Source organism: Cellulophaga omnivescoria, assembly GCF_027915275.1.
Classification (GTDB): domain Bacteria; phylum Bacteroidota; class Bacteroidia; order Flavobacteriales; family Flavobacteriaceae; genus Cellulophaga; species Cellulophaga omnivescoria.
This window is the reverse complement of the sequence record NZ_CP115819.1, coordinates 3001479-3023821: the sequence shown is the minus strand read 5'-3', so window position 1 is coordinate 3023821 and position 22343 is coordinate 3001479. Positions and strand designations below refer to the sequence as shown.

Below are 22343 nucleotides of genomic sequence, written 5' to 3'. Positions count from 1 at the left end.
TAAAAAATGGTAATTGATTAAAATATGTGTTGAATGTCTATACGCATTGTTCTATCTTTGGGGCTTTAAATTTTTAGAATGAAAATATCTTACAACTGGTTAAAACAGTTTTTACATATTGATTGGGAAGCTGATAAAACGGCAGAATTATTAACAGATTTAGGTTTAGAAGTAGAAGGCATTTCTGAATTTGAAAGCGTTAAAGGCGGACTAAAAGGTATTGTGGTAGGACACGTATTAACTTGTGTTAAACACCCTAATGCAGATAAACTAAAATTAACAACTGTAGATATTGGAGCAGATGCTCCTGTACAAATAGTTTGCGGAGCTCCAAACGTAGACAAAGGACAAAAAGTACCTGTTGCTACAATTGGAACTACTTTATATACAGCTGAGGGTGAAGCCTGGAAAATTAAAAAAGGTAAAATACGTGGCGAAGAAAGCCACGGAATGATATGCGCAGAAGATGAACTTGGTTTAGGACAAAGCCATGATGGCATTATGGTATTAGCAGATGATTTAAAACCTGGTACGCCTTGTGTAGATATTTTTGATGTAGAAGTTGATACTGTTTTTGAAATAGGCTTAACTCCTAACCGTGCAGATGCAATGAGTCATTTTGGTGTTGCCAGAGATTTAAGAGCAGGTTTAATACAACAAGAAATTAAAAAAGAATTAATTACGCCACCAGTAACAAACTTTAATGTAGAAAACAGATCATTAAAAGTTACTGTAGATGTACAAAACAACGAGTTAGCTCCAAGGTATTGTGGTGTTTCTATTAGTAATTTAGAGATTAAAGACTCTCCGGCTTGGTTAAAAAACAGGTTGCGCGCTATTGGTTTAACACCTAAAAATAATGTTGTAGATGCTACTAATTATGTACTACATGAATTAGGACAGCCATTGCATGCTTTTGATGCTAATAAAATTAAAGGTCACAAAATAGAAGTTAAAACAGTTGCTGCTGGTACTAAGTTTACAACTTTAGATGATGTAGAAAGAGAACTGCACGAAGAAGACTTAATGATTTGCGACGAAGAAAAACCACTATGTATAGCTGGTATATTAGGTGGTAAAGACTCAGGTGTAACAGAAAACACAACTGCAATATTTTTAGAAAGTGCTTATTTTAATCCGGTATCTGTACGTAAAACTGCTAAAAGACACGGTTTAAATACTGATGCATCGTTTAGATTTGAAAGAGGTATAGACATCCAAAATGTAGAATATGCGTTACGGAGAGCTGCCTCGCTTATTAAAGAAATTGCCGGCGGAGACATTACATCTGATATTATAGAACTATACCCTAAAAGAGTTGAAGATCATGAAGTGTTTTTAACTTATGAAAAAATAAATAAGTTAATAGGTCAGAACATACCAGGAGAAACTATAAAATCTATTTTAACATCTTTAGATATTAAAGTAAAAAATGTATCTGAATCTGGAATGGGTCTTGCAATTCCTTTTTACCGCGTAGATGTACAAAGACAAGTAGATGTTATTGAAGAGATACTAAGAGTTTATGGTTACAACAACATAAACTTTACTACAAAACTTAATGCATCTATAGCTACAACATCTAGGTTTGAAGATTACAAATTGCAAAATATTATAGGGAACCAATTAGCTAGCCAAGGTTTTTATGAGATTATGGCTAATAGTTTAACCACTATAGATTACAATAAACACTCAGAAAACTTAAAAGATAGTAATTCTGTAGCAATGCTTAATCCACTTAGCTCAGACTTATCTGTGTTAAGACAGTCTATGTTATTTAGTGGTTTAGAAGCAATATCACACAACATTAATAGAAAAAATTTAAATCTTAAGTTTTTTGAGTTTGGTAAAACGTATCATAATTACTTAGATAAAAGAATAGAAAACAAACATTTATCTTTGTTTTTAACTGGTAAACAAGAAGATGAAAACTGGTATGCTTCCCAGAATAAATCAGATTTCTTTTACCTAAAATCTTGTATAAGCACAGTATTAAGTAAGCTTGGTATAAATAAAACAACATCTTCTCCTATAGAGAATGATGTTTTTCAGGAAGGATTATCATTAAAGGCTAACAAATTAGCAATAGTAGAATTTGGTGTTATTAAACAAAGCATAACTTCTGATTTTGATATTAAACAAGAAGTTTTGTTTGCTGATTTTAACTGGGATAATATTATAAAATTAGCAGCAAATAATACAATTGTTTTTAAAGAGATTAGCAAATACCCAAGTGTTAAAAGAGATTTTGCACTTTTGCTAGATACAACAGTAAACTTTAAAGACCTTTATGATATTGCCTTTGAAACTGAAAAAAAGTACTTAAAAGAAGTTAATTTATTTGATGTTTATACTGGTGATAAATTACCAAAAGGCAAAAAGTCTTACGCAGTAAGTTTTACTTTATCTGATGATAAAGACACCTTAAAAGATAAACAAATAGACAAAATTATGTCTAAGCTAAGAAATAACTACGAGAAAAAATTAGGAGCAGAATTACGTTAATGTATTAACGTAATTAAATCTGCTTTGGTAAAATTACGCTGTCTATCAGATGCATAACACCATTACATTGTTCTGCATCTGCAGCTGTAATTTTAGCTGATTGACCTAGAGCATCTGTAAGTATTATATCTGTCCCCTTCATTGTTGCTACAATTTTTTTACCTTGTATAGTGGTATAAGTTGCAACACCGTTTCCTTGGCACATTGCTTTTAAAATTTTAGAAGCAGATATTTTACCCGCAATTATATGGTAAGTAAGCAAAGAGGTTAAGTCCTTTTTATTTTCACTTTTTAAAAGCTCTGTAATTTTCTCTGCAGACATTTTACTAAATGCTTTATCACTTGGGGCAAAAACAGTAAAAGGACCATCATTACGCAACAAATCTTCTAAATCTGTGCCTTGCATAGCAGCTAATAATGTTTTGTGTGTTTGTGATTGTTGCGTGTTTTCTACAATAGAAAAATTAGGGTTCATCCCTTGATTATTAGTTGTTGTAGAAGTGTTTTGAGCAGATAAATAGCCTGCAGACAGCAGTGCTATTACTAGATGAATTAGGGGGAATTTCATGCGAATGTAAAAGTAAATATCATTATAATTGTCGGTGAACGGCTTAAGTTCACCGACAATATACAACTTTTACATTACTATACAACTATAAAATGCGCATTTTATCGGTAAAGTAACAATTTGTTAAGATTGATATAACTTTTCTCTTTGCTCTTTTATAGACTTATCAGACATATATTCATCAAAAGTTAAGTACCTATCTATAGCTCCATTTGGTGTTAACTCTATAATTCTGTTAGCAACAGTATTTGCAAACTCATGATCATGTGTTGTAAATAAAACAGTCCCTTTAAAGTTTTTTAAAGAATTATTAAAAGCAGTAATACTCTCCAAATCTAAGTGGTTTGTAGGCTCATCTAACATTACTACATTAGCTCTTAGCATCATCATTCTACTTAACATACAACGTACTTTTTCTCCTCCAGATAATACAGTACATTTTTTAAGTCCTTCTTCTCCACTAAAAAGCATTTTACCCAAAAAGCCTCTAATATGTACTTCTTCTCTTTCCTCTTCCGTTTTTGCCCATTGGCGTAACCAGTCTACCAAATTAATAGGCTTGCTAAAAAAATCAGAGTTATCTGCAGGCAAGTAAGATTGTGACGTTGTAACACCCCATTTAAATTCTCCTGAAGCTGCTTGCTTGTTACTGTTTATAATTTCATAAAAAGCGGTACTAGCTCTAGAATCTTTGGAAATTATTGCAACTTTATCTCCCTTCGCTAAATTTATATTAACATCTTTAAAAAGTAAATCTCCGTCTTCAGAAACAGCAGAAAGGTTTTCTACATTTAATATTTGGTCACCGGCTTCTCTTTCCCTCTCAAAAATAATTGCAGGGTATCTTCTACTTGATGGTTTAATATCATCAATCTTTAATTTAGAAAGCATTTTTTTTCTAGAAGTAGCTTGTTTACTTTTTGCCACGTTTGCACTAAAACGCATAATAAACTCCTGTAATTCTTTAGCTTTTTCTTCGGCCTTTTTATTTTGCTGAGCTCTTTGTCTTGCGGCAAGCTGACTACTCTCATACCAAAAAGTATAGTTACCAGAGTATAAATTTATTTTTCCAAAATCTATATCACCTATAGATGTACAAACAGCATCTAAAAAGTGCCTATCGTGTGACACCACAATAACTGTATTATCATAACCTGCTAAAAAGCGCTCTAGCCAGTTAATAGTTTCATAATCCAAGTCGTTAGTAGGCTCATCCATAATTAAAACATCCGGACTACCAAATAATGCCTGAGCCAATAAAACACGTACTTTAAGTTTAGAATCTAAATCTGCCATAGAAGAGAAATGAAATTCTTCAGAAATACCTAAGTTAGATAGCATTGTAGCAGCAGCACTATCTGCGTTCCAACCATCCATTTCTTCAAAAAGCACCTGTAACTCCCCTATTCTATCTGCATTTTCATCATTATAGTCTGCATAAAGGGCATCTATTTCCTTTTTAATTTTATACAAAGGCTTATTACCCATAACCACAGTTTCCTGTACGGTATACTCATCATAGGCATTATGGTTTTGCTCTAAAATAGACATTCTTTTACCTGCCTCTAAATGCACGTGTCCAGATGTAGGATCTATTTGTCCTGATAATACTTTTAAAAAGGTAGATTTACCAGCACCATTGGCACCAATTATACCATAACAATTTCCTTGGGTAAAAGTTACGTTAACATCATCAAAAAGGACTCTTTTTCCAAATTGAACAGATAAATTAGATACTGATAGCATATTTTTATTTTAAAATTTGTGCAAAAATAGTGAATTAAAACCCCTAATGCCAATACATTTTAACCAATAAACAGTGTATTTTATCTTTCTAATATTATTTTTAACGACACATTAACAATAGTACACCTTAAGGTTCATTAAATTTGTGTGTAACGTTAGCTATTACTATATGAATAAATTTTTACTTTTTCTTTCCATTTCTTTTTTAATAAGTTGCGGCGAGAAACAAAAAAACTCCCCCTACATATACTTTGCTGGTGAAATTGTAAACCCTAAAAACGATAGTGTTGTTCTGTATAAAGATGATCGTAAGGTTTGCGCTAGTAAATTAGACAGTAATAACAGGTTTGCTTTTGAATTAGATTCTTCGGCCGAAGAGGGTTTATACCATTTTGGTCATAAAGAAGTACAATACATTTATCTAGAAAAAGGAGATAGTTTATTAATTAGGGTAAATACCGTAGATTTTGACGAGTCGTTGGTTTTTGATGGTATTGGACAAGAAATAAATAATTTTTTACTAGAAATGTTTCTAACCCACGAGAATGAGGAACTAAACATTGTAGATAAAATGTATGTATTAGAGCCTAGTGACTTTAGCAAAAAAGTAGACTCCTTACATGACATAAAAATAAGTGCTTTAAACAATTTAAAGGTTGATGCAAACTTATCTGATAATGCTGTAACAATTGCTAAAACAGGTATAGATTATACAACTTACTTGTACAAAGAAAAATACCCCTTTAAACACAGAAGAGCACTAAAAGAAAAAGCTTTAAAACAACCACCAGAAGATTTTTATGCTTACCGTAAAGATTTAACATACAACAATCCTAATTACACATACATTACTCCATATTACAATTTTATGAAACAGCACTTTGGTGGTATGTCTTATATAAATTGTAAAGAGGGTTGTGAAATAAATGGTAGTTATTACGTAAATCAGTTGCATTTTAGTGAACACCAATTAAAACTGATTGATAGTATGGTTGGAGAAAAAAACCTAAAAGATAACTTAATGAGAAATGTAGCTTTAAATTACCTTTTACGTTCCGATGATACCTTTGACAATAACAAATTATTTATGCAAGGTTTGCATACCATTGCCGGTAAAAATAAGCACATTGCAGAAATAGATTCTTTGTTTGTTAATATAGAGCGTTTACAACCTAACAATAGCTTGCCAACTATTTATGTACAAGGGTTTAATGGCGATGAGAAAACATTAAAAACTATTAGTGAAAATGATAAAAATGTAGTTTTTTACTTTTGGATGGGTGAAAACAACAAGCACTTTAAACACATTATTAACCGTGTTAACAAATTAAAAAGTGATCCTAATAATAAAAACACATTTATTGGTATTAGTTTAAGAACAGATAAACAAAGTTGGGAAAACATTATAAAATCTAACAATTTAGACCAAGAGACACAGTATAGAGCAAAAAGCCTAAAAACTATAAATAACGCTTTAATAATTAATGGAAAATTAAACAGAGCCATAATTACTGAAAACGGTAAAATTGAAAATGCATTTGCCAATATGTATGGCGAGTTTTAACAGATTAAAAACAGCTTTATTTAGAACACAAAAAAATCCCCTAAAATAATTTTAGGGGATTTTTATATTTTGAAAAAAGGTAATTACTTAGTTCCCTTTTTTATAGTCTTCTAAAAATTTAGCCAATCCACTATCAGTTAAAGGGTGTTTTAATAAACCTTCAATAGAAGATAAAGGACCTGTCATTACATCTGCTCCAATTTTAGCACAATCTATAACGTGCATAGTATGCCTAACAGATGCAGCTAGTATTTCTGTAGAAAAAGCATAGTTATCATATATATGTCTAATCTCGGCAATTAAGTTTAAACCGTCTGTAGAAATATCATCTAACCTACCAATAAATGGAGACACATAAGTAGCACCTGCCTTAGCAGCTAATAAAGCTTGTCCTGCAGAAAAAACTAAAGTAACATTAGTTCTTATTCCTTTGTCAGAAAAATACTTACAAGCTTTAACGCCATCTTTAATCATTGGTAATTTCACAACAATTTGCTCATGTAACTCTGCTAACTCAGTACCTTCTTTTATCATTGCTTCATATTCTGTAGCAATAACTTCTGCAGAAACATCGCCATCTACAATATTGCAGATATCAACATAATGTTTTAAAATATTGTCTTTACCAGTAATGCCTTCTTTGGCCATTAAAGAAGGGTTAGTTGTTACACCGTCCAAAACACCTAGTTCTTGTGCTTCTTTTATTTGTGCCAAATTTGCTGTGTCAATAAAAAATTTCATCTTTTGTTTTTTAAAAATTATGTTTTAAGTAAATATGGTTAACAGTTAATCTGCTTATTTTACAATTGTTACAAAACTACAATTTGTAATGATTCAATAATAATTTTTCATACGTTTTATCTGGTAAAATTTTCTTTAAAAACAATGAAAATTTTTGCATAAAAGCCCCTACTCTATAATGTACTTTAGGCTTTTTAGTATTCATTATTTTAAAAACCATTTCTGCAACCTGTATAGGGTCACTACCTGAGTCTACGTGCTCGTTCATTACATTTAATGTATTACCGTATGGTTTTTTATAAGGAGAGGAATCTAAAAGAGGGGCATGATACCTACCGGAAGCAATGTTTGTAGCAAAATCTCCTGGCGCAATAGTTGTTATATGCACACCAAAATCTTTAACTTCCATACGCATTGCCTCTACAACAAGCTCCAGAGCTCCTTTACTTGCAGAATAAATACCTCTATAAGGCAAGCCCATATAACCAGCAATAGATGTAATATTAATTATTAACCCATTTTGTTGTTTTCTCATCTGCGGCAAAACAGCTTTCATTAAATGTATAGGTCCATTTAAATTAACATCAAAAGCATTAACAATTTCTTTATTAGGTGTTTCTTCTATTGGACCTGTAATACCAACACCAGCATTATTAACCAAAACATCTAAACAACCTTCTTGCTCTATAACATAAGATACAGCTTCATTTATAGTTTCTGTATTTCTTACGTCTAAATTAACTAAGTTAAAATGATTAAAATTTGGATATTTAGTTTTATCACGTGTTGTGCCATACACCGTATAGCCTTTTGCAGTTAAATATATACCTATAGATTTACCTATACCTGAAGAACCGCCTGTTATTAAGACTATTTTATTACTCATATTATGTAAAATAATTATGAGTGCAAATTAACAAATAAATAAAAGATGGTGGAAATTATGCTTTGCCAAATTTAGCGCATAAAAAAAGGCAAGCTACCTACATCGCACCGCTCAACCGCGTACCCTTGCTGCGTTCCCACCCTGGGGGATTAAGCAGGAGCTGGTCGTGTAGGACTTGCCGAGTGCAAATATACAATCTTTTAAATTTTTCGCAATCATTTTTCATTCTAATTTTAATTAAATACCTTGCTATTATTAACAGCATTATTATGAAAACACTTAAGCTTTTAACTTACAGCGCACTAACAGTATTATTAATTTCCTGTGGCGGAGCAAATACACCCGCTTCTAAACTATTTGAAATAGAAGTTAAAGGTGAAAAAGCTAAATTTCATCAAAATGAAACAGTAGATATCACCGTTAAGAATAAAAAAAATAAAACTATTAACGCTATTACCTATAGCATTGATGGAAAAAAAATTAACTTACAAGACAATAAATTAGTTTTAAACACAGAAAAAGTAGGTAACAAAACTGTTACCGCAGAAATAAGTTATGATGATACTGTTGTAGAAGTTTCAAAAAAAATAACCGTGTTTGCAGGTACCTCTCCTAGTATATACACTTATGAAATTTTAAATGAATATCCGCATAATCCAAACTACTTTACACAAGGCCTAGAGTTTTATAGAGACACATTGTATGAAAGCACTGGAAAAAGGGGAAAATCTGTTCTAGTAAAGTTAGATTATAAAACTGGTACTATTTTTAAAGAGCACAAACTAAAGGGTACACAGTTTGGAGAAGGTATTACTATTTTAAACAATAAAATATACCATTTAACATGGCAAAGTAATATTGGTTTTGTTTATAACACTGATACTTTTAAAGAAATAGATCAATTTACATACGGAAAAAGTAAAGAAGGCTGGGGATTTTGCAACGATGGAGAAAAACTATACAAGAGTGATGGTTCTGAAAAAATATGGACGTTAAATCCTAATACTTTAATTGAAGAAGATGCTATTGAAGTATATACAAATAGTAAAAAACTAATAAAAATTAATGAATTAGAATACGTAAACGGTAAAATTTACGCTAACACTTGGCAATCTGGACAAGATGTAGCTGTGATTATAGATCCAAGTAGCGGTGTTGTAGAAGGAATTATTAATTTTAATGGGTTAAAAGATAAAGTTACAAAAACTGATAATGTAGACGTTTTAAATGGTATAGCTTATAACCCAAAGACCAAAACATTTTTTGTTACTGGTAAAAACTGGGATAAAATGTTTGAAGTTAATATAATAAAAAAGTAAGCTTTTGAAAGTCTACCACAAAACCATAAAAGTTACTACAGATGATTTAGATGATCTAAATCACGTAAACAATGTTAGATACTTACAATGGGTACAAGACATTTCTAAAGAACATTGGCAAACATCTGCAAGCAAAGAAGTTCAAAATAACCATATGTGGGTGGTTAGCACACATTATATTGAATATAAGTCTGCCGCTGTTTTAAACGATGTAATTAAGGTTAAAACATATATTAAAAAATCAGAAGGTGCAATATCTGTTCGTATAGTAGAAATGAGAAATGCTGCTACTAATAAATTTATACTAAAAGCAAAGACAGAGTGGTGTTTGTTAAACTCTAAAAGTTTTAGACCCATACGAGTATCTGAAGAAATAAAGAATATTTTTATTGAGTAATACAGATAAATACAAAATTTATATACCTTATTATATATAATACATTTCTTAAAACGGTAAAAGAGTATATTTTACATATTACTTTATTTAAAAAATAGAATTAAACGGGTACTCCTCTGTATTTTAAATAATTTTTTTCAATTATAATAATATGGATAAAATATTATTTCCTTTAGTTTTTATTAAAAAACACACTTAAAAACGTCTTAAATTCGGCTATTTGTATAGTTCTTATTGATTTTATAAACAACCCCTTATAAATTAAAATAAAACAACTATTTATTTCATTTTCTTTTATTTTTGTAAGTTTATACACCAAAAATACAATAATACCAACATTTTAACACTTAAAACCACAAAAAATTAGAGGTTTACCTATAATCAATTTTGTGTATGTATACGTAATTTTATGCTAGAGAACTTTAGCTATGAATTATTCATATACAATAATAGGAAACTCTGCTGCTTCTAACTTACAACTTCAGTATTATTTAGAAGAGTATAAGGACTTTATGTGCGCTGATATTTCGGATAATGCTAACAACGCACTAAACAGTATACTTAAATACAGTCCGGATATCATTTTTATAGACCTTCAGAAAAATGCTTTAGAATATTTTCAGATGGTTTCAAACCTTCATCAATATATTAATGAAATTCCACTAATTATTGGTATAAGTAAAAATAAAGAATATGCTTACGAAGCCATTAAAAATGGTTTTTTTGATTACTGGTTACTTCCATATAATGAGTTTGATGTTAGAAAAGCTGTTTTTAAAATAAGAAAACAATCTCCAAAAAAAGAAACAACACAAACACTTTGTCTTCAATCCTATAAAGATTTTCAGTACATAGAAACTACAGATATACTTTATTTAAAGGCAGATAATAATGCAACAGATATATATTTAAATAGTGGTAAAATAGTTAGCGCTTTTAAAACCCTTAAAACTTTTGAAAATAAACTACCTGAAAACTTTATTAGAATACACCAAAGTTACATTATAAATAGTTCATACGTATCTGGCATTAATTATGGTAAAAATATTTGTGTCATAAAAAAGAGCGATGTTAAACTACCATTCTCAAAAACATACAAACAAAAAATAGATATAATTAAAAATAAAATTAGCAAAAACGCTATTTCAACACAGAATTAATTAAAAACTAACAAAACCAACCCAAACACTAACAAATATATAACTTACACTAACAGATATAATTTCTTACTAATTTTATACGTAGATGATTATACTTTAGCAAAGCAATAAAAATATATTTAACCAAAAAAAACAATTATGAAAAATTTAATTAACCTGCTTGTATTATTTATTTTTAGCCTATTATTATTTTCTTGCGATGTAGACAGCAATTCTAACGACGCACTTTACGACAACATTAGTGTTACAGACGATGATGAAGTAGAAGCCCCTAAAGGTAGTGGCGGTGAAGTTAGCACTGATGATGACGAAGTAGAAGCCCCTAAAGGTAGCGGTGGTGAAGTTAGCACTGATGATGACGAAGTAGAAGCCCCTAAAGGTAGCGGTGGTGAAGTTAGCACTGATGATGATGAAGTAGAAGCTCCTAAAGGTAGTGGCGGTGAAGTTAGCACTGATGATGATGAAGTAGAAGCCCCTAAAGGTAGCGGTGGTGAAGTTAGTACTGATGATGACGAAGTAGAAGCTCCTAAAGGTAGTGGTGGAAAAGTTGACTAAATATCCAAAAAAAACATAAATATTTAAAGCCTTAAATTTAACATTTAAGGCTTTTTTTATACCTTGGGGTATTTAAAAACCCAATCTACGTGCAAAAACTATATACAGTACTTATTATTACGCTATTACTATTTTCATGTAATCAAAAAAAAGAGAACCTACAACAAAAAGAAGTTGTAAAACATCAAAAAAAAACAACAGATACTACAAATATTTTAAAATATAAAAAAGATTCTATTCATAGAAGACAACTACATTCACTAGCATACACATACTTAACACAAGGAGACTCTTTAAAATTTAGAGAAACAAATAAAAAAGTAATTAAGTTATCTCTAAAACAAAATGACTCCACAATATTAGGAAATGCTTATTGGGATTTAGGTTATTTTTTTAACAAAAAAATAAGAATAGACAGTAGCTACTATTATTACTTGAAAGCTCAAAAAATTTTTAATCTTCAAAATAGCGAGGTAAAAGAAGGAAGAGTCTTGAGATCTATATCTCTTCTACAATCACAAGTAAAAGATTATCGAGGCAGTGAAATTTCCACTATAAAAGCTATAGAGTTATTTGATAAAATTGATGATACCGATATAGATTTATACCATTCCTATAATAATTTAGGTTCAGTTACCAATGCCCTTAAAGAACATGACAGAGCCTTAAAATATTATAACAAAGCACAAGAATATTATAAAAAAATAAGACCAAAAAGCAAAATAAACACTGCTTTAATAAACAATATTGCTAATGTATATCGAGATAAAGAAGATTACAATAGTGCAATTAAAAATTATGAAAAAGTACTAGCCGTAGATAGCTTATTTGAAAAAAAAGCATTGTTCTATGCTAAAGTACTAGACAATTATGCATATACAAAGTTAAAAGCAAAGGATACTACAAATGTTGAAAAGCAACTAATACGTGCATTAAAAATTAGAGATAGCTTAAATGACAGTTCTGGGCTAGCAATTAGTCATTTTAATTTAGCAGAGTTCTACATTTTAAAAAAAGACACCTCTAAAGCTTTAGAAAACGCTAAAAAATCCGAAGAATATTCTTTAGCAAGTAAAAACAATAAAAGGCTACTGCAAGCATATGACATTTTAACCTCTATAGATCCAATAAACGCAAGTAATTATGCACATAAATACATTGTATTAAATGACAGTTTAATTGCCGAAGAACGACTAATACAAGACAAATTTACCCGTATAAAATATGAAACAGACGAGGTTATTGAAGAAAAAGAAGAGTTAGAGGAACAAAAACAGATACTTATTTCTTTTGTAATAGGAGCATTATTATTGGCTTTTGCTATTTTCATTATCGGTAGTCAATACGTTAAAAATCAGAAATTAAGATTTGAACAAGAGCAGCAAGAAACCAATTTAGAAACATTTAATTTAATGTTAGACCAAAAAGGCAAACTTGCGCAAGCAAAACAAGAAGAACAATTACGCATATCACAAGAACTGCATGATGGCGTACTTGGGAGTTTAACTGGTATAGGTTTAATTTTAAAAGCAACCAATAAAAGAGCAGATGAAGAAGCAATTGCAGAACGTTTAGATCTTATTAAGCAATTACAAGAAACTGCTGAAGAAATTAGAACAATATCACATACATTAAGTGCTGCATCATCTAAAAAAATGCAAAACTTTACAAATTCAATAATAGAGTTATTACATAATACTGGCAAAGCATCAAATATAAAAACTAGCTTCACGTTTGATAAAAAAATAGATTGGGACAGTTTAAGCGCAGAAATAAAAATTAACCTGTATAGAATGATACAAGAAGGTGTACAAAACTGTGTAAAATATTCTAAGGCAGAAAACATTTTATTAGATTTAAGTATGAAGAATTCAAATTTATCAGTAATTTTATCTGATGATGGTGTAGGTTTTAACCTCCAAAAGAAAAAAAGAGGTATTGGACTAAAAAATATTTATTCTAGGGCAAATAAAATTAATGCTAACGTAAATATTGAGAGTGAAATTGGAGATGGAACAAAAATTTTAATTACAATACCATTAGAAAATAAAAAAGAATCTAATTCATAAACCAGATCAAAGTTTAACAAAATATGCGAACCCTAAAAATATTAGCTGTTGATGATCATCAACTTATACTAAAAGGATACCAGTATACATTTGCAGATATAAACCCAGCTAAATATAATATTAACTTAACCACAGCAAACAGCTACCAAAAGGCAAAACAATTAATAGAAACTAATATTTTTGATGTTGCTTTTTTAGATATACAAATAGAAAAACCAGACAAAGATAATATTGATGGTAATAAAACGGGAGAGCATTTAGGAATGCTTTTAAGAGAAATTTCTCCTAAAACAAAAATAATTTTTCAATCTTCATTTAGTGACAGTTTGCGAATTAGTAACATATTTTCTTCTGTAAACCCAGATGGCTACATTGTTAAAACAGAAGTTAATGAAGAAGTGATTGAAAAAGCGTTAGATAATGTTTTAAATGATAGTACATACTATTCTAAATCTGCCATTGATGTTTTTAGAAAAACAATGACTAACAATATAATGATTAATGAAGATGATAAAGAAATACTATATCGTTTATCATTAGGAATTAAAACAAAAGACTTAGTAGATTACGTTAATTTATCTGTAACAGGTATAGAAACCAGAAAGCGTAAACTTAAATTTATTTTTGATATTGAAAACGAAAATGACCTTGCATTAATTAACGAGGCAAAAAGGAGGGGCTTTATTTAAAAGAATGTAAGTAGCAACTTACGCTGTTAAAAATTTTAACATTTTTTTGCCTATTTAAGATAATAACCTCAAAAAATCTAAGGTTTACGTATAATCCAAACTCAAAAAATCATCATAGCTTTGTAGTAAGTATAACCACCTACAATTGATACTATGATGTCTAACCCATCGAAATACAACGATATACGTTATTCTAATAATGTCCCAGAGTGTATATTAGAACAACTAGAAATTTTTAGAAATGAACTAGAGAAAGCTTATTTTTCTAAAGTGCTTATTAGAATCTTAAACAATAAACCTAGCGCTTATGAAGTAGGTATAGAGTTTCAGTCTAACTTTTGGTTATCTGAAAGTATATGTTTCTATAACAACTCTAATTGGTTAAAAGACAAATTAGATGTACACTCTTCTAGATTAGAGCAATTTTATAAAAGTTTAGAAAAGCTAAGGTGTAACACAGAACAATTTGTAGACATAGCAGAATGTGCTATTTACTTAGCAGATACATCTGTAATTATAAGTAAAGTATGTACCAATAGTATAGTTAATAGTTTAGATGCTATACTAGATACATTAGTTACTAATGTAGAGTGTTTAATGACTGAAAATTTAGAATTACCTACAGAAATACACTTACCAATTTTATCAGAAGATAATATAAGCTTAACCAATATAACTGAAAAATCTTACTTTGGATTCTGGGGACTTTATTATGAGTCTGAAGAAGATGCCGTTATTTATGATGTGCGCAACAACAGCACTAATAGAGGTGATTTGTTTATGATAGATCACATATAAAAAATGGAAAACCTACAAAGGTTTTCCATTTTTTTAACGGTAATAGATATTTTTAATTAAACAATGCTCTTCCTTCCATTAGAGCATTTACTTTTTCTCTTACATTTAAAATAACATCCTCATCTTCAGGATTATTAATTACTGCATCTACAAAATCTACTATAGTCTGCATATCATCTTCCTTTAAACCACGCGTAGTTATTGCTGCTGTTCCAAAACGGATACCAGAAGTAACAAAAGGAGATTTATCATCAAAAGGAACCATATTTTTATTAGCGGTAATATCTGCTTTTACCAAAGCATTTTCTGCATCTTTACCGGTTATGTTTTTATTTCTTAAGTCTATAAGCATCATATGATTATCTGTACCTCCAGAAATAATTTTGTAATCTTTTTTTACAAAAGCTGCTGCCATAGCTGCTGCATTTTTCTTAACCTGAATCATATAATGCAAATACTCATCTGTTAAAGCTTCTCCAAAAGCTACAGCTTTGGCTGCTATAATATGCTCTAATGGTCCGCCTTGGTTACCAGGAAAAACAGCTAAATCTAATAAAGCAGACATCTTACGTAAATTTCCATTTTTAAGTTTAATCCCAAAAGGATTTTCAAAATCTTTCCCCATCATGATCATTCCTCCTCTAGGCCCACGTAATGTTTTATGCGTAGTAGTAGTAACAATATGGCAATGTGGCATAGGATCATTTAAAATACCTTTTGCAATTAAACCTGCCGGATGCGAAATATCTGCTAGCAACAAAGCACCAACACTATCTGCAATAACTCTAAAACGCTCAAAATCTATATCTCTAGAGTAAGCAGAAGCACCTGCAATTATCATTTTAGGCTTTTCTTTAGTTGCTATTTCTTGTATTTTATCATAGTTTAAAACTCCAGTTTCTTCTTCTACTCCATAAAAAACCGGATTATACAAACGTCCAGAAAAGTTTACAGGAGATCCGTGTGTTAAATGCCCTCCGTGAGATAAATCAAAACCTAAGATAGTATCACCCGGCTTTAAACAAGCATGGTATACAGATGCATTGGCCTGTGATCCAGAATGTGGTTGTACATTAACATATTCTGCTCCAAAAAGCTCTTTTGCTCTATCTATTGCTAATTGCTCAATTTCATCAACAACCTCACAGCCACCATAATAACGCTTTCCAGGGTAACCTTCTGCATATTTATTGGTAAGTACAGAGCCTGCAGCTTCCATTACTTGTGGACTTGTAAAATTCTCTGAAGCTATTAATTCTATTCCTTCTAATTGACGTTGTTTTTCGTCATTAATTAAATCAAAAATTTGGTTATCGCGTTGCATAGATATTTTATTGCGTTAATAAAGTGTAAAAATACAAATTGCGATTCTTTAATCAGAAGAAAATAATATATTTGAAAAGAAATTTATCAAAAAAAAATTAACACGTACAATATGCCTATAAAAACTAACGATCCTTCAAAAAAATCTTGGATTTCTGTAGATTCTACTTCAGACTTTCCAATTCAGAATATTCCTTTTGGTGTATTTTTAACCAGGGACGATATTATTACCATAGGTACTCGTATAGGAGACTATGCAATAGATTTAGGTGCTCTGCACCAATTAGGGTATTTTGATGGTATACCGTTAACAGATGATATTTTTTTACAAGATTCTTTAAATGATTTTATATCAGACGGAAAAAAAACATGGCGCTTAGTTCGTAACAGAATTAGCGAAATTTTTGATATAAACAACCCCGCTTTACAAAATAATGAGGAGCACAAAAAAATTGTACTTTTTACTATGAACGAAGTAGAAATGCAATTACCGGTGCAAATTGGTGATTATACAGATTTTTATTCTAGTAAAGAGCATGCTACTAATGTAGGTACAATGTTTAGAGACCCTAACAATGCCTTATTACCAAACTGGTTACATATACCTGTTGGTTACCACGGCAGAAGTTCTACAATTATACCAAGCGGAACTCCTGTTCACAGACCAAATGGACAAACTTTACCTAAAGGTGAAGAAACTCCTGTATTTGGGCCTTCTAAACTTGTAGATTTTGAACTAGAGACTGCTTTTATTACTACAGACGCTAACTTACTTGGTGAGCCTATACCTGTAGACGAAGCAGAAGAATATATTTTTGGTATGGTTGTGTTTAACGACTGGAGTGCTAGAGATATCCAGAAATGGGAATATGTTCCTCTTGGTCCGTTTTTAGCTAAAAACTTTGCTTCATCTATATCTCCTTGGATAGTAACTTTAGATGCTTTAGAACCTTTTAGAACAGCTAGCCCTGTACAAGAGCCTAAACCACTACCCTATTTACAACAAACAGGAGACAAATCTTTTGATATTAATTTAGAAGTAGATATTACTCCAGAAAATGGAGAACCAACTACAGTATCTAAATCTAACTTTAAATACATGTACTGGACAATGGCTCAACAACTTGCTCACCACACCATAAATGGTTGTAAAGTTAATAGTGGTGATATGATGGGAAGCGGAACTATATCTGGACCAACTCCAGACTCTTATGGCTCTATGCTAGAATTGTCTTGGCAAGGTACTAAACCAGTAAAATTATCTAACGGAGAAACCAGAAAATTTATACAAGATAATGACACTGTTACCTTAAGAGGTTATTGTAAAAAAGATGGTGTGCGTATTGGTTTTGGAGAAGTTTCTACTAAATTACTACCTGCAATATCTATAAAATAATTAAAATAATATTTTAAAAAAATTCCCTTTAAAAGGGAATTTTTTTTGCCTAATAATTAAAATATTAGACCATAATTATATTCTGTTATAAAAAATTATATACTATTACACCCAATAAAATATACTATTTACCTATAGCAACCGTTTTCTCTTTTGTATGTTGGCACGACTATTGAAAACATACCTACAATATAAAATTAGACCGTATGAAAAAAATTCTACTATTAACCGCAGTATCAATTTTTTTAGCCTCCTGCAGCGGAGTTAAAAAGACTCAAGAAGCAATTAATACAGGTAACTACTTATCTGTAATACAAACTTCTATTAAAAATTTAGCTTCTAATAAAACTAAAAAAAGCAACCAACCATATATCTCATTATTAGAAGATGCATTTAAAAAAAATACAGAAAGAGAATTAAGTAATATTGCCTTTTTAAAGAAAGACGGCAACGCTGCTAACTACGAAAATATTTTTAATGCCTACACACGACTTAAAAATATACAAGAACAAATTAAACCATTACTACCATTAAAGATAGTAGATGAAAACAGAAATGCAGATTTTACTATTGTTAATTATAATGATAAAATATTGTCTTCAAAAAAACAGTTAGCAGACTATTTATATAGTAACGCTAGTAATTTACTTGCTAACGCAGTCAGTAAAGATGATTACAGAAGAGCATATGATGATTTTAATTATCTAAACGAGTTGAGTCCTAATTATGAAGATAGTAGATTAAAAATTGAAGAAGCACACAACAAAGGAATAGATTATGTTAGAGTAAAGCTTATAAATAGTACAGATAAAATTATTCCGGTACGTTTAGAAGATGATTTACTAAATTTTAACACCTATGGTTTAAATGATTTATGGACAGAGTACCACGCTCAACCAATGAGTACTGTTAAGTATGATTATGAAATGGAAGTAGACTTTAGAGAAATAAATATTTCACCAGAACAGATTAGAGAAAAAGAACTTGTAAAAGAGTCTCAAATTAAAGATGGTTACAAATATGTACTAGATGAAGATGGTGAGGTTGTTGTAGATGAAGATGGCAACAAAGTAAAAACAGATAAGTTTAAAACGGTAAGGTGTAATTTTTACCAATTTACACAATCTAAGTCTGCGCAGGTTACAGGTGTTGTTAGCTTTATAGATTTAAATACAAAACAACAAGTAAACACATACCCTCTAACTAGTCAGTTTATTTTTGAACACAACTACGCAAATTATAGAGGTGATAAAAGAGCTTTAACAAGTGATTTAATTTCTATGTTAAGTTTAAAATCTGTGGAGTTCCCTACCAACGAGCAAATGGTTTATGATGCTGGTGAAAGTTTAAAGGCCAATTTAAAAAACATTATTATAAGACATAAGTTCTAAATAATAAGTAATTATAAAAACGCCCTTGCAAATGCAAGGGCGTTTTTATTTATGAATATTTTTCTAAATCTAATTCTGTTATTGCTCCATGAGATGCGTTTGCTACTGTAACCCCATTTTTTATAACCAACAACTGCGGTGATTCGTGTATTACCTGAAACTTATAACCTACTTCATTAGAAACCTCTCTGTATTGTAACAAATCTAAATAGTATAAATCTGCTTCTTCAGCCGCAAAATTATAAGTGTTTTTAAACATTTTTATAACCATACGGCTAATACCACAACTAGTAGAATGTTTAAAGATAATCTGAGTTTTTGTTTTAGATTTTTCTTCAATTTCTGGTAATTGAGTAACAGCAGTTAAAGGTATCCAAGGCAATTCTTTTTCCTCTTTTTTATTTTCTTCCTTACCACCAAATAAACCTGTAAATATTCCCATTATAAATATTAATTTTATAGTTAAGTCGATCTAAAAACACAACCTTACAACTGACTAAATGTCTTGTAAAACCCCGTAAAAACAGTCATTTTGTCTGCATTACTGTTTTGGTAAGGTAATTGTCTTTAACTCCGTAAAAATACTAATACTATAAAATATACAACATATATGAACATTAATAATTTCACAATAAAGTCTCAAGAGTCCTTACAGCAAGCACAATTGCTAGCTCAGGAACTTGGCAATCAACAAATAGAAAACGAACATTTATTTAAAGCATTAATTAAGGTAGATGAAAATGTAATGCCTTTTATATTAAAAAAGCTAAATGTAAATGTTGCGTTATTAAAACAAATTGTAGACAAAGAATTGCAAAGTTTACCAAAAGTAACTGGCGCAGATATAATGATGTCTCGTGAAGCAGGTAAAACAGTTAACGAAGCTATAATAGTAGCTAAAAAAATGAATGATGAATACGTGTCTACAGAACATTTGTTATTGGCTATTTTTAAATCTAAAAGTAAAATTTCTCAGATCTTAAAAGATCAAGGGGTAACAGAAAAAGATTTAAACGCAGCTATAGCAGAGTTAAGAAACGGTAACAATGTTACATCACAAAGTGCAGAAGAAAATTACAATTCACTTGAAAAATATGCTAAAAATTTAAACAGATTAGCAGATGAAGGTAAACTAGACCCTGTAATTGGGAGAGATGAAGAAATACGAAGAGTTTTGCAAATTTTATCTCGTAGAACAAAAAACAATCCAATGTTAGTTGGTGAGCCTGGAGTAGGTAAAACAGCAATTGCAGAAGGTATTGCTCACCGTATTATTCAAGGAGATATTCCTGAAAACTTAAAAGGTAAAATTATATACTCATTAGATATGGGTGCCTTAATTGCTGGTGCAAAATATAAAGGTGAATTTGAAGAACGTTTAAAGTCGGTTATTAAAGAAGTAACCTCTGCAGATGGCGAAATTGTATTGTTTATTGATGAAATACATACACTAGTTGGTGCTGGTGGCGGAGATGGTGCTATGGATGCAGCAAACATACTTAAACCTGCATTAGCGCGTGGAGAATTGCGTGCTATAGGTGCTACAACTTTAGACGAGTATCAAAAATATTTTGAAAAAGACAAAGCTCTAGAGCGTAGGTTTCAAAAAGTAATTGTAGATGAGCCTAGTACAGAAAGTTCTATATCAATTTTAAGAGGAATTAAAGAAAAATACGAAGCTCACCATAAAGTGCGCATAAAGGATGAAGCTGTTATTGGTGCCGTAGAATTATCGCAACGCTATATAACAAACAGGTTTTTACCAGACAAAGCCATTGATTTAATGGATGAAGCTGCTGCTAAATTACGAATGGAAATTAACTCTAAACCAGAAGAATTAGATGTTCTTGACCGTAAAATAATGCAGTTAGAAATTGAAATTGAAGCTATAAAAAGAGAAAATGACAAGGATAAGCTAAAAATTTTAAATGTAGATCTTGCTAATATAAAGGAAGAACGCAATGAAATTTTTGCAAAATGGGATAGCGAAAAAACTGTTGTAGATAATATACAACAAGCAAAACAAGATATAGAAAATTATAAGTTAGAAGCAGAACGTGCAGAACGTAATGGTGATTATGGTAAAGTTGCAGAAATTAGATACGGTAAAATTAAAGAAGCCCAAGAAGCATTAGAAAAACTACAAAATACACTTGCAGAGCAACAAAGTAATGGTACGTTAATACAAGAAGAAGTTACTTATGAAGATATTGCAGATGTTGTTGCTAAATGGACAGGTATACCTGTAACAAAAATGTTGCAAAGTGAAAGAGAAAAACTATTAGACCTAGAGTCTGTGTTACACAAGCGTGTAGTAGGGCAAGAAGAAGCTATAGAGGCTGTTGCTAATGCAATTAGGAGAAGTAGATCTGGTTTACAAGATGCTAAACGCCCTATAGGCTCATTTTTATTTTTAGGTACAACAGGTGTAGGTAAAACCGAGCTTGCTAAAACTCTTGCATCTTATTTATTTGATGATGAAAATGCACTAACCAGAATAGATATGAGTGAGTACCAAGAAAGACACTCTGTAAGCAGATTAGTTGGTGCGCCTCCGGGATATGTTGGTTATGATGAGGGCGGACAATTAACAGAAGCTGTAAGACGTAGACCTTATTCGGTTATTTTATTAGATGAAATTGAAAAAGCACATCCAGATACTTTTAATATTCTATTACAGGTGTTAGATGAAGGTAGATTAACAGATAATAAAGGACGTGTGGCAGATTTTAAAAATACCATTATTATAATGACCAGTAATATGGGTAGCGCTATAATACAAGAAAGTTTTAACACGCATAAAGACACTACAATAGCTACTGAAGCAGCTAAAACAGATGTATTAGGCTTACTAAAAGCAAGTATTAGACCAGAGTTTTTAAACAGAATAGATGATATTGTAATGTTTACACCATTATCTAAGGAAGACATCACTAAAATTGTACGTTTGCAATTAAACGCGCTAAAAAAGCTAGTAGCAGAGCAAAACATAACTATAGACGCTACTGATGAAGCAGTAAGCTTTTTAGCACTAAAAGGATATGACCCACAATACGGGGCAAGACCAGTAAAACGTATCATACAAAAAGAGGTGCTAAATAATTTATCTAAAGAAATATTATCAGGTAATATTACAACAGATAGTATTGTTTTAATAGATAGTTTTGATGATAAATTGGTATTTAGGAACAATAATTAATATAATTTAATAATAAAAGCAAAAAAGCTTCCTTTAT

At 30.6% G+C, this 22343-nt stretch carries 18 protein-coding genes and 1 other RNA gene; 12 read left to right on the top strand and 7 right to left on the bottom strand.

The genetic code is table 11. From position 1 onward, the window contains the following. Positions 1–78: 78 nt before the first annotated feature. Entirely contained in the window at positions 79–2505 is a 2427-nt protein-coding gene (gene pheT, locus PBN93_RS13355) for a phenylalanine--tRNA ligase subunit beta (RefSeq protein ID WP_271080856.1), read from the top strand. Positions 2506–2518: 13 nt separating this feature from the next. Here pheT and PBN93_RS13350 read toward each other — a convergent pair whose 3' ends face one another. Beyond that, positions 2519–3073: a fasciclin domain-containing protein gene (locus PBN93_RS13350; protein WP_245799635.1), complete on the bottom strand. Its 555-nt coding sequence runs from the start codon at positions 3071–3073 to the stop codon at positions 2519–2521. A gap of 123 nt (positions 3074–3196) precedes the next feature. Then, on the bottom strand, positions 3197–4819 hold the full coding sequence (locus PBN93_RS13345; RefSeq protein ID WP_077405456.1) for an ABC-F family ATP-binding cassette domain-containing protein: 1623 nt from the start codon (positions 4817–4819) through the stop codon (positions 3197–3199). Positions 4820–4988: 169 nt separating this feature from the next. On the opposite strand from PBN93_RS13345, the gene PBN93_RS13340 reads away from it, so the two are divergent. Then, complete coding sequence (locus PBN93_RS13340) at positions 4989–6383, top strand: hypothetical protein (protein ID WP_077405453.1); 1395 nt, start codon at positions 4989–4991, stop codon at positions 6381–6383. An 87-nt stretch (positions 6384–6470) separates the two neighbouring features. Here PBN93_RS13340 and fsa read toward each other — a convergent pair whose 3' ends face one another. The 3 genes from fsa to ffs all read right to left on the bottom strand — a co-directional run bounded on the left by fsa (position 6471) and on the right by ffs (position 8191). Then, positions 6471–7124, bottom strand: coding sequence for a fructose-6-phosphate aldolase (fsa, locus tag PBN93_RS13335; RefSeq protein WP_013622225.1), 654 nt, complete (start codon positions 7122–7124; stop codon positions 6471–6473). Positions 7125–7200: 76 nt separating this feature from the next. Beyond that, entirely contained in the window at positions 7201–8010 is an 810-nt protein-coding gene (locus tag PBN93_RS13330; RefSeq protein WP_077405450.1) for an SDR family oxidoreductase, read from the bottom strand. Positions 8011–8093: 83 nt separating this feature from the next. Then, positions 8094–8191, bottom strand: an RNA gene (gene ffs / locus PBN93_RS13325) — signal recognition particle sRNA small type. An 88-nt stretch (positions 8192–8279) separates the two neighbouring features. Between ffs and PBN93_RS13320 the strand changes: the two genes are divergently transcribed. The 7 genes from PBN93_RS13320 (at position 8280) to PBN93_RS13290 (ending at position 14997) form a co-directional block, all read left to right on the top strand. Further along, on the top strand, positions 8280–9329 hold the full coding sequence (locus PBN93_RS13320) for a glutaminyl-peptide cyclotransferase (RefSeq protein WP_077405447.1): 1050 nt from the start codon (positions 8280–8282) through the stop codon (positions 9327–9329). A gap of 4 nt (positions 9330–9333) precedes the next feature. Continuing rightward, the gene (locus PBN93_RS13315) at positions 9334–9726 is read left to right on the top strand and encodes an acyl-CoA thioesterase (protein ID WP_077405444.1); all 393 of its coding nucleotides are present in this window, start codon (positions 9334–9336) and stop codon (positions 9724–9726) included. A gap of 428 nt (positions 9727–10154) precedes the next feature. Then, positions 10155–10886 (top strand): LytR/AlgR family response regulator transcription factor, encoded by a 732-nt coding sequence (locus PBN93_RS13310; protein WP_077405441.1) that lies wholly within the window; start codon positions 10155–10157, stop codon positions 10884–10886. Positions 10887–11024: 138 nt separating this feature from the next. Next, complete coding sequence (locus tag PBN93_RS13305; RefSeq protein ID WP_271080855.1) at positions 11025–11441, top strand: hypothetical protein; 417 nt, start codon at positions 11025–11027, stop codon at positions 11439–11441. Between the two features lie 89 nt (positions 11442–11530). Beyond that, positions 11531–13510, top strand: coding sequence for a tetratricopeptide repeat protein (locus tag PBN93_RS13300; protein WP_077404734.1), 1980 nt, complete (start codon positions 11531–11533; stop codon positions 13508–13510). A 23-nt stretch (positions 13511–13533) separates the two neighbouring features. After that, positions 13534–14199, top strand: coding sequence for a response regulator (locus PBN93_RS13295; RefSeq protein WP_077404736.1), 666 nt, complete (start codon positions 13534–13536; stop codon positions 14197–14199). Between the two features lie 153 nt (positions 14200–14352). Beyond that, entirely contained in the window at positions 14353–14997 is a 645-nt protein-coding gene (locus PBN93_RS13290) for a hypothetical protein (RefSeq protein WP_077404739.1), read from the top strand. A 52-nt stretch (positions 14998–15049) separates the two neighbouring features. On the opposite strand, the gene glyA is transcribed toward PBN93_RS13290, so the two are convergent. Then, positions 15050–16321, bottom strand: coding sequence for a serine hydroxymethyltransferase (gene glyA, locus PBN93_RS13285; protein ID WP_077404742.1), 1272 nt, complete (start codon positions 16319–16321; stop codon positions 15050–15052). A gap of 111 nt (positions 16322–16432) precedes the next feature. On the opposite strand from glyA, the gene fahA reads away from it, so the two are divergent. Beyond that, the gene (gene fahA / locus PBN93_RS13280) at positions 16433–17716 is read left to right on the top strand and encodes a fumarylacetoacetase (RefSeq protein WP_077404745.1); all 1284 of its coding nucleotides are present in this window, start codon (positions 16433–16435) and stop codon (positions 17714–17716) included. Positions 17717–17922: 206 nt separating this feature from the next. After that, positions 17923–19107, top strand: a complete 1185-nt coding sequence (locus PBN93_RS13275; RefSeq protein WP_077402352.1) for a hypothetical protein — start codon at positions 17923–17925, stop codon at positions 19105–19107. 49 nt (positions 19108–19156) lie between these two features. Here PBN93_RS13275 and ytxJ read toward each other — a convergent pair whose 3' ends face one another. Beyond that, a complete protein-coding gene (gene ytxJ, locus PBN93_RS13270; RefSeq protein ID WP_077402349.1) occupies positions 19157–19549 on the bottom strand; it encodes a bacillithiol system redox-active protein YtxJ in 393 nt (130 codons plus the stop codon). 168 nt (positions 19550–19717) lie between these two features. Here ytxJ and clpB point away from each other — a divergent pair, with 168 nt between their 5' ends. Further along, positions 19718–22306, top strand: coding sequence for an ATP-dependent chaperone ClpB (clpB, locus tag PBN93_RS13265; protein ID WP_077402347.1), 2589 nt, complete (start codon positions 19718–19720; stop codon positions 22304–22306). Positions 22307–22343 lie beyond the last annotated feature (37 nt).

What these genes read in the sequence shown, in the direction of transcription:
- PBN93_RS13320 (WP_077405447.1), top strand. Translation starts at nt 8,280, where the DNA reads ATGAAAACACTTAAGCTTTTAACTTACAGCGCACTAACAGTATTATTA.
- PBN93_RS13310 (WP_077405441.1), top strand. Translation starts at nt 10,155, where the DNA reads ATGAATTATTCATATACAATAATAGGAAACTCTGCTGCTTCTAACTTA.
- clpB (WP_077402347.1), top strand. Translation starts at nt 19,718, where the DNA reads ATGAACATTAATAATTTCACAATAAAGTCTCAAGAGTCCTTACAGCAA.
- pheT (WP_271080856.1), top strand. Translation starts at nt 79, where the DNA reads ATGAAAATATCTTACAACTGGTTAAAACAGTTTTTACATATTGATTGG.
- PBN93_RS13275 (WP_077402352.1), top strand. Translation starts at nt 17,923, where the DNA reads ATGAAAAAAATTCTACTATTAACCGCAGTATCAATTTTTTTAGCCTCC.
- ytxJ (WP_077402349.1), bottom strand. Translation starts at nt 19,549, where the DNA reads ATGGGAATATTTACAGGTTTATTTGGTGGTAAGGAAGAAAATAAAAAA.
- PBN93_RS13330 (WP_077405450.1), bottom strand. Translation starts at nt 8,010, where the DNA reads ATGAGTAATAAAATAGTCTTAATAACAGGCGGTTCTTCAGGTATAGGT.
- PBN93_RS13345 (WP_077405456.1), bottom strand. Translation starts at nt 4,819, where the DNA reads ATGCTATCAGTATCTAATTTATCTGTTCAATTTGGAAAAAGAGTCCTT.
- PBN93_RS13295 (WP_077404736.1), top strand. Translation starts at nt 13,534, where the DNA reads ATGCGAACCCTAAAAATATTAGCTGTTGATGATCATCAACTTATACTA.
- PBN93_RS13340 (WP_077405453.1), top strand. Translation starts at nt 4,989, where the DNA reads ATGAATAAATTTTTACTTTTTCTTTCCATTTCTTTTTTAATAAGTTGC.
- PBN93_RS13305 (WP_271080855.1), top strand. Translation starts at nt 11,025, where the DNA reads ATGAAAAATTTAATTAACCTGCTTGTATTATTTATTTTTAGCCTATTA.
- PBN93_RS13290 (WP_077404739.1), top strand. Translation starts at nt 14,353, where the DNA reads ATGATGTCTAACCCATCGAAATACAACGATATACGTTATTCTAATAAT.
- fsa (WP_013622225.1), bottom strand. Translation starts at nt 7,124, where the DNA reads ATGAAATTTTTTATTGACACAGCAAATTTGGCACAAATAAAAGAAGCA.
- glyA (WP_077404742.1), bottom strand. Translation starts at nt 16,321, where the DNA reads ATGCAACGCGATAACCAAATTTTTGATTTAATTAATGACGAAAAACAA.
- PBN93_RS13350 (WP_245799635.1), bottom strand. Translation starts at nt 3,073, where the DNA reads ATGAAATTCCCCCTAATTCATCTAGTAATAGCACTGCTGTCTGCAGGC.
- fahA (WP_077404745.1), top strand. Translation starts at nt 16,433, where the DNA reads ATGCCTATAAAAACTAACGATCCTTCAAAAAAATCTTGGATTTCTGTA.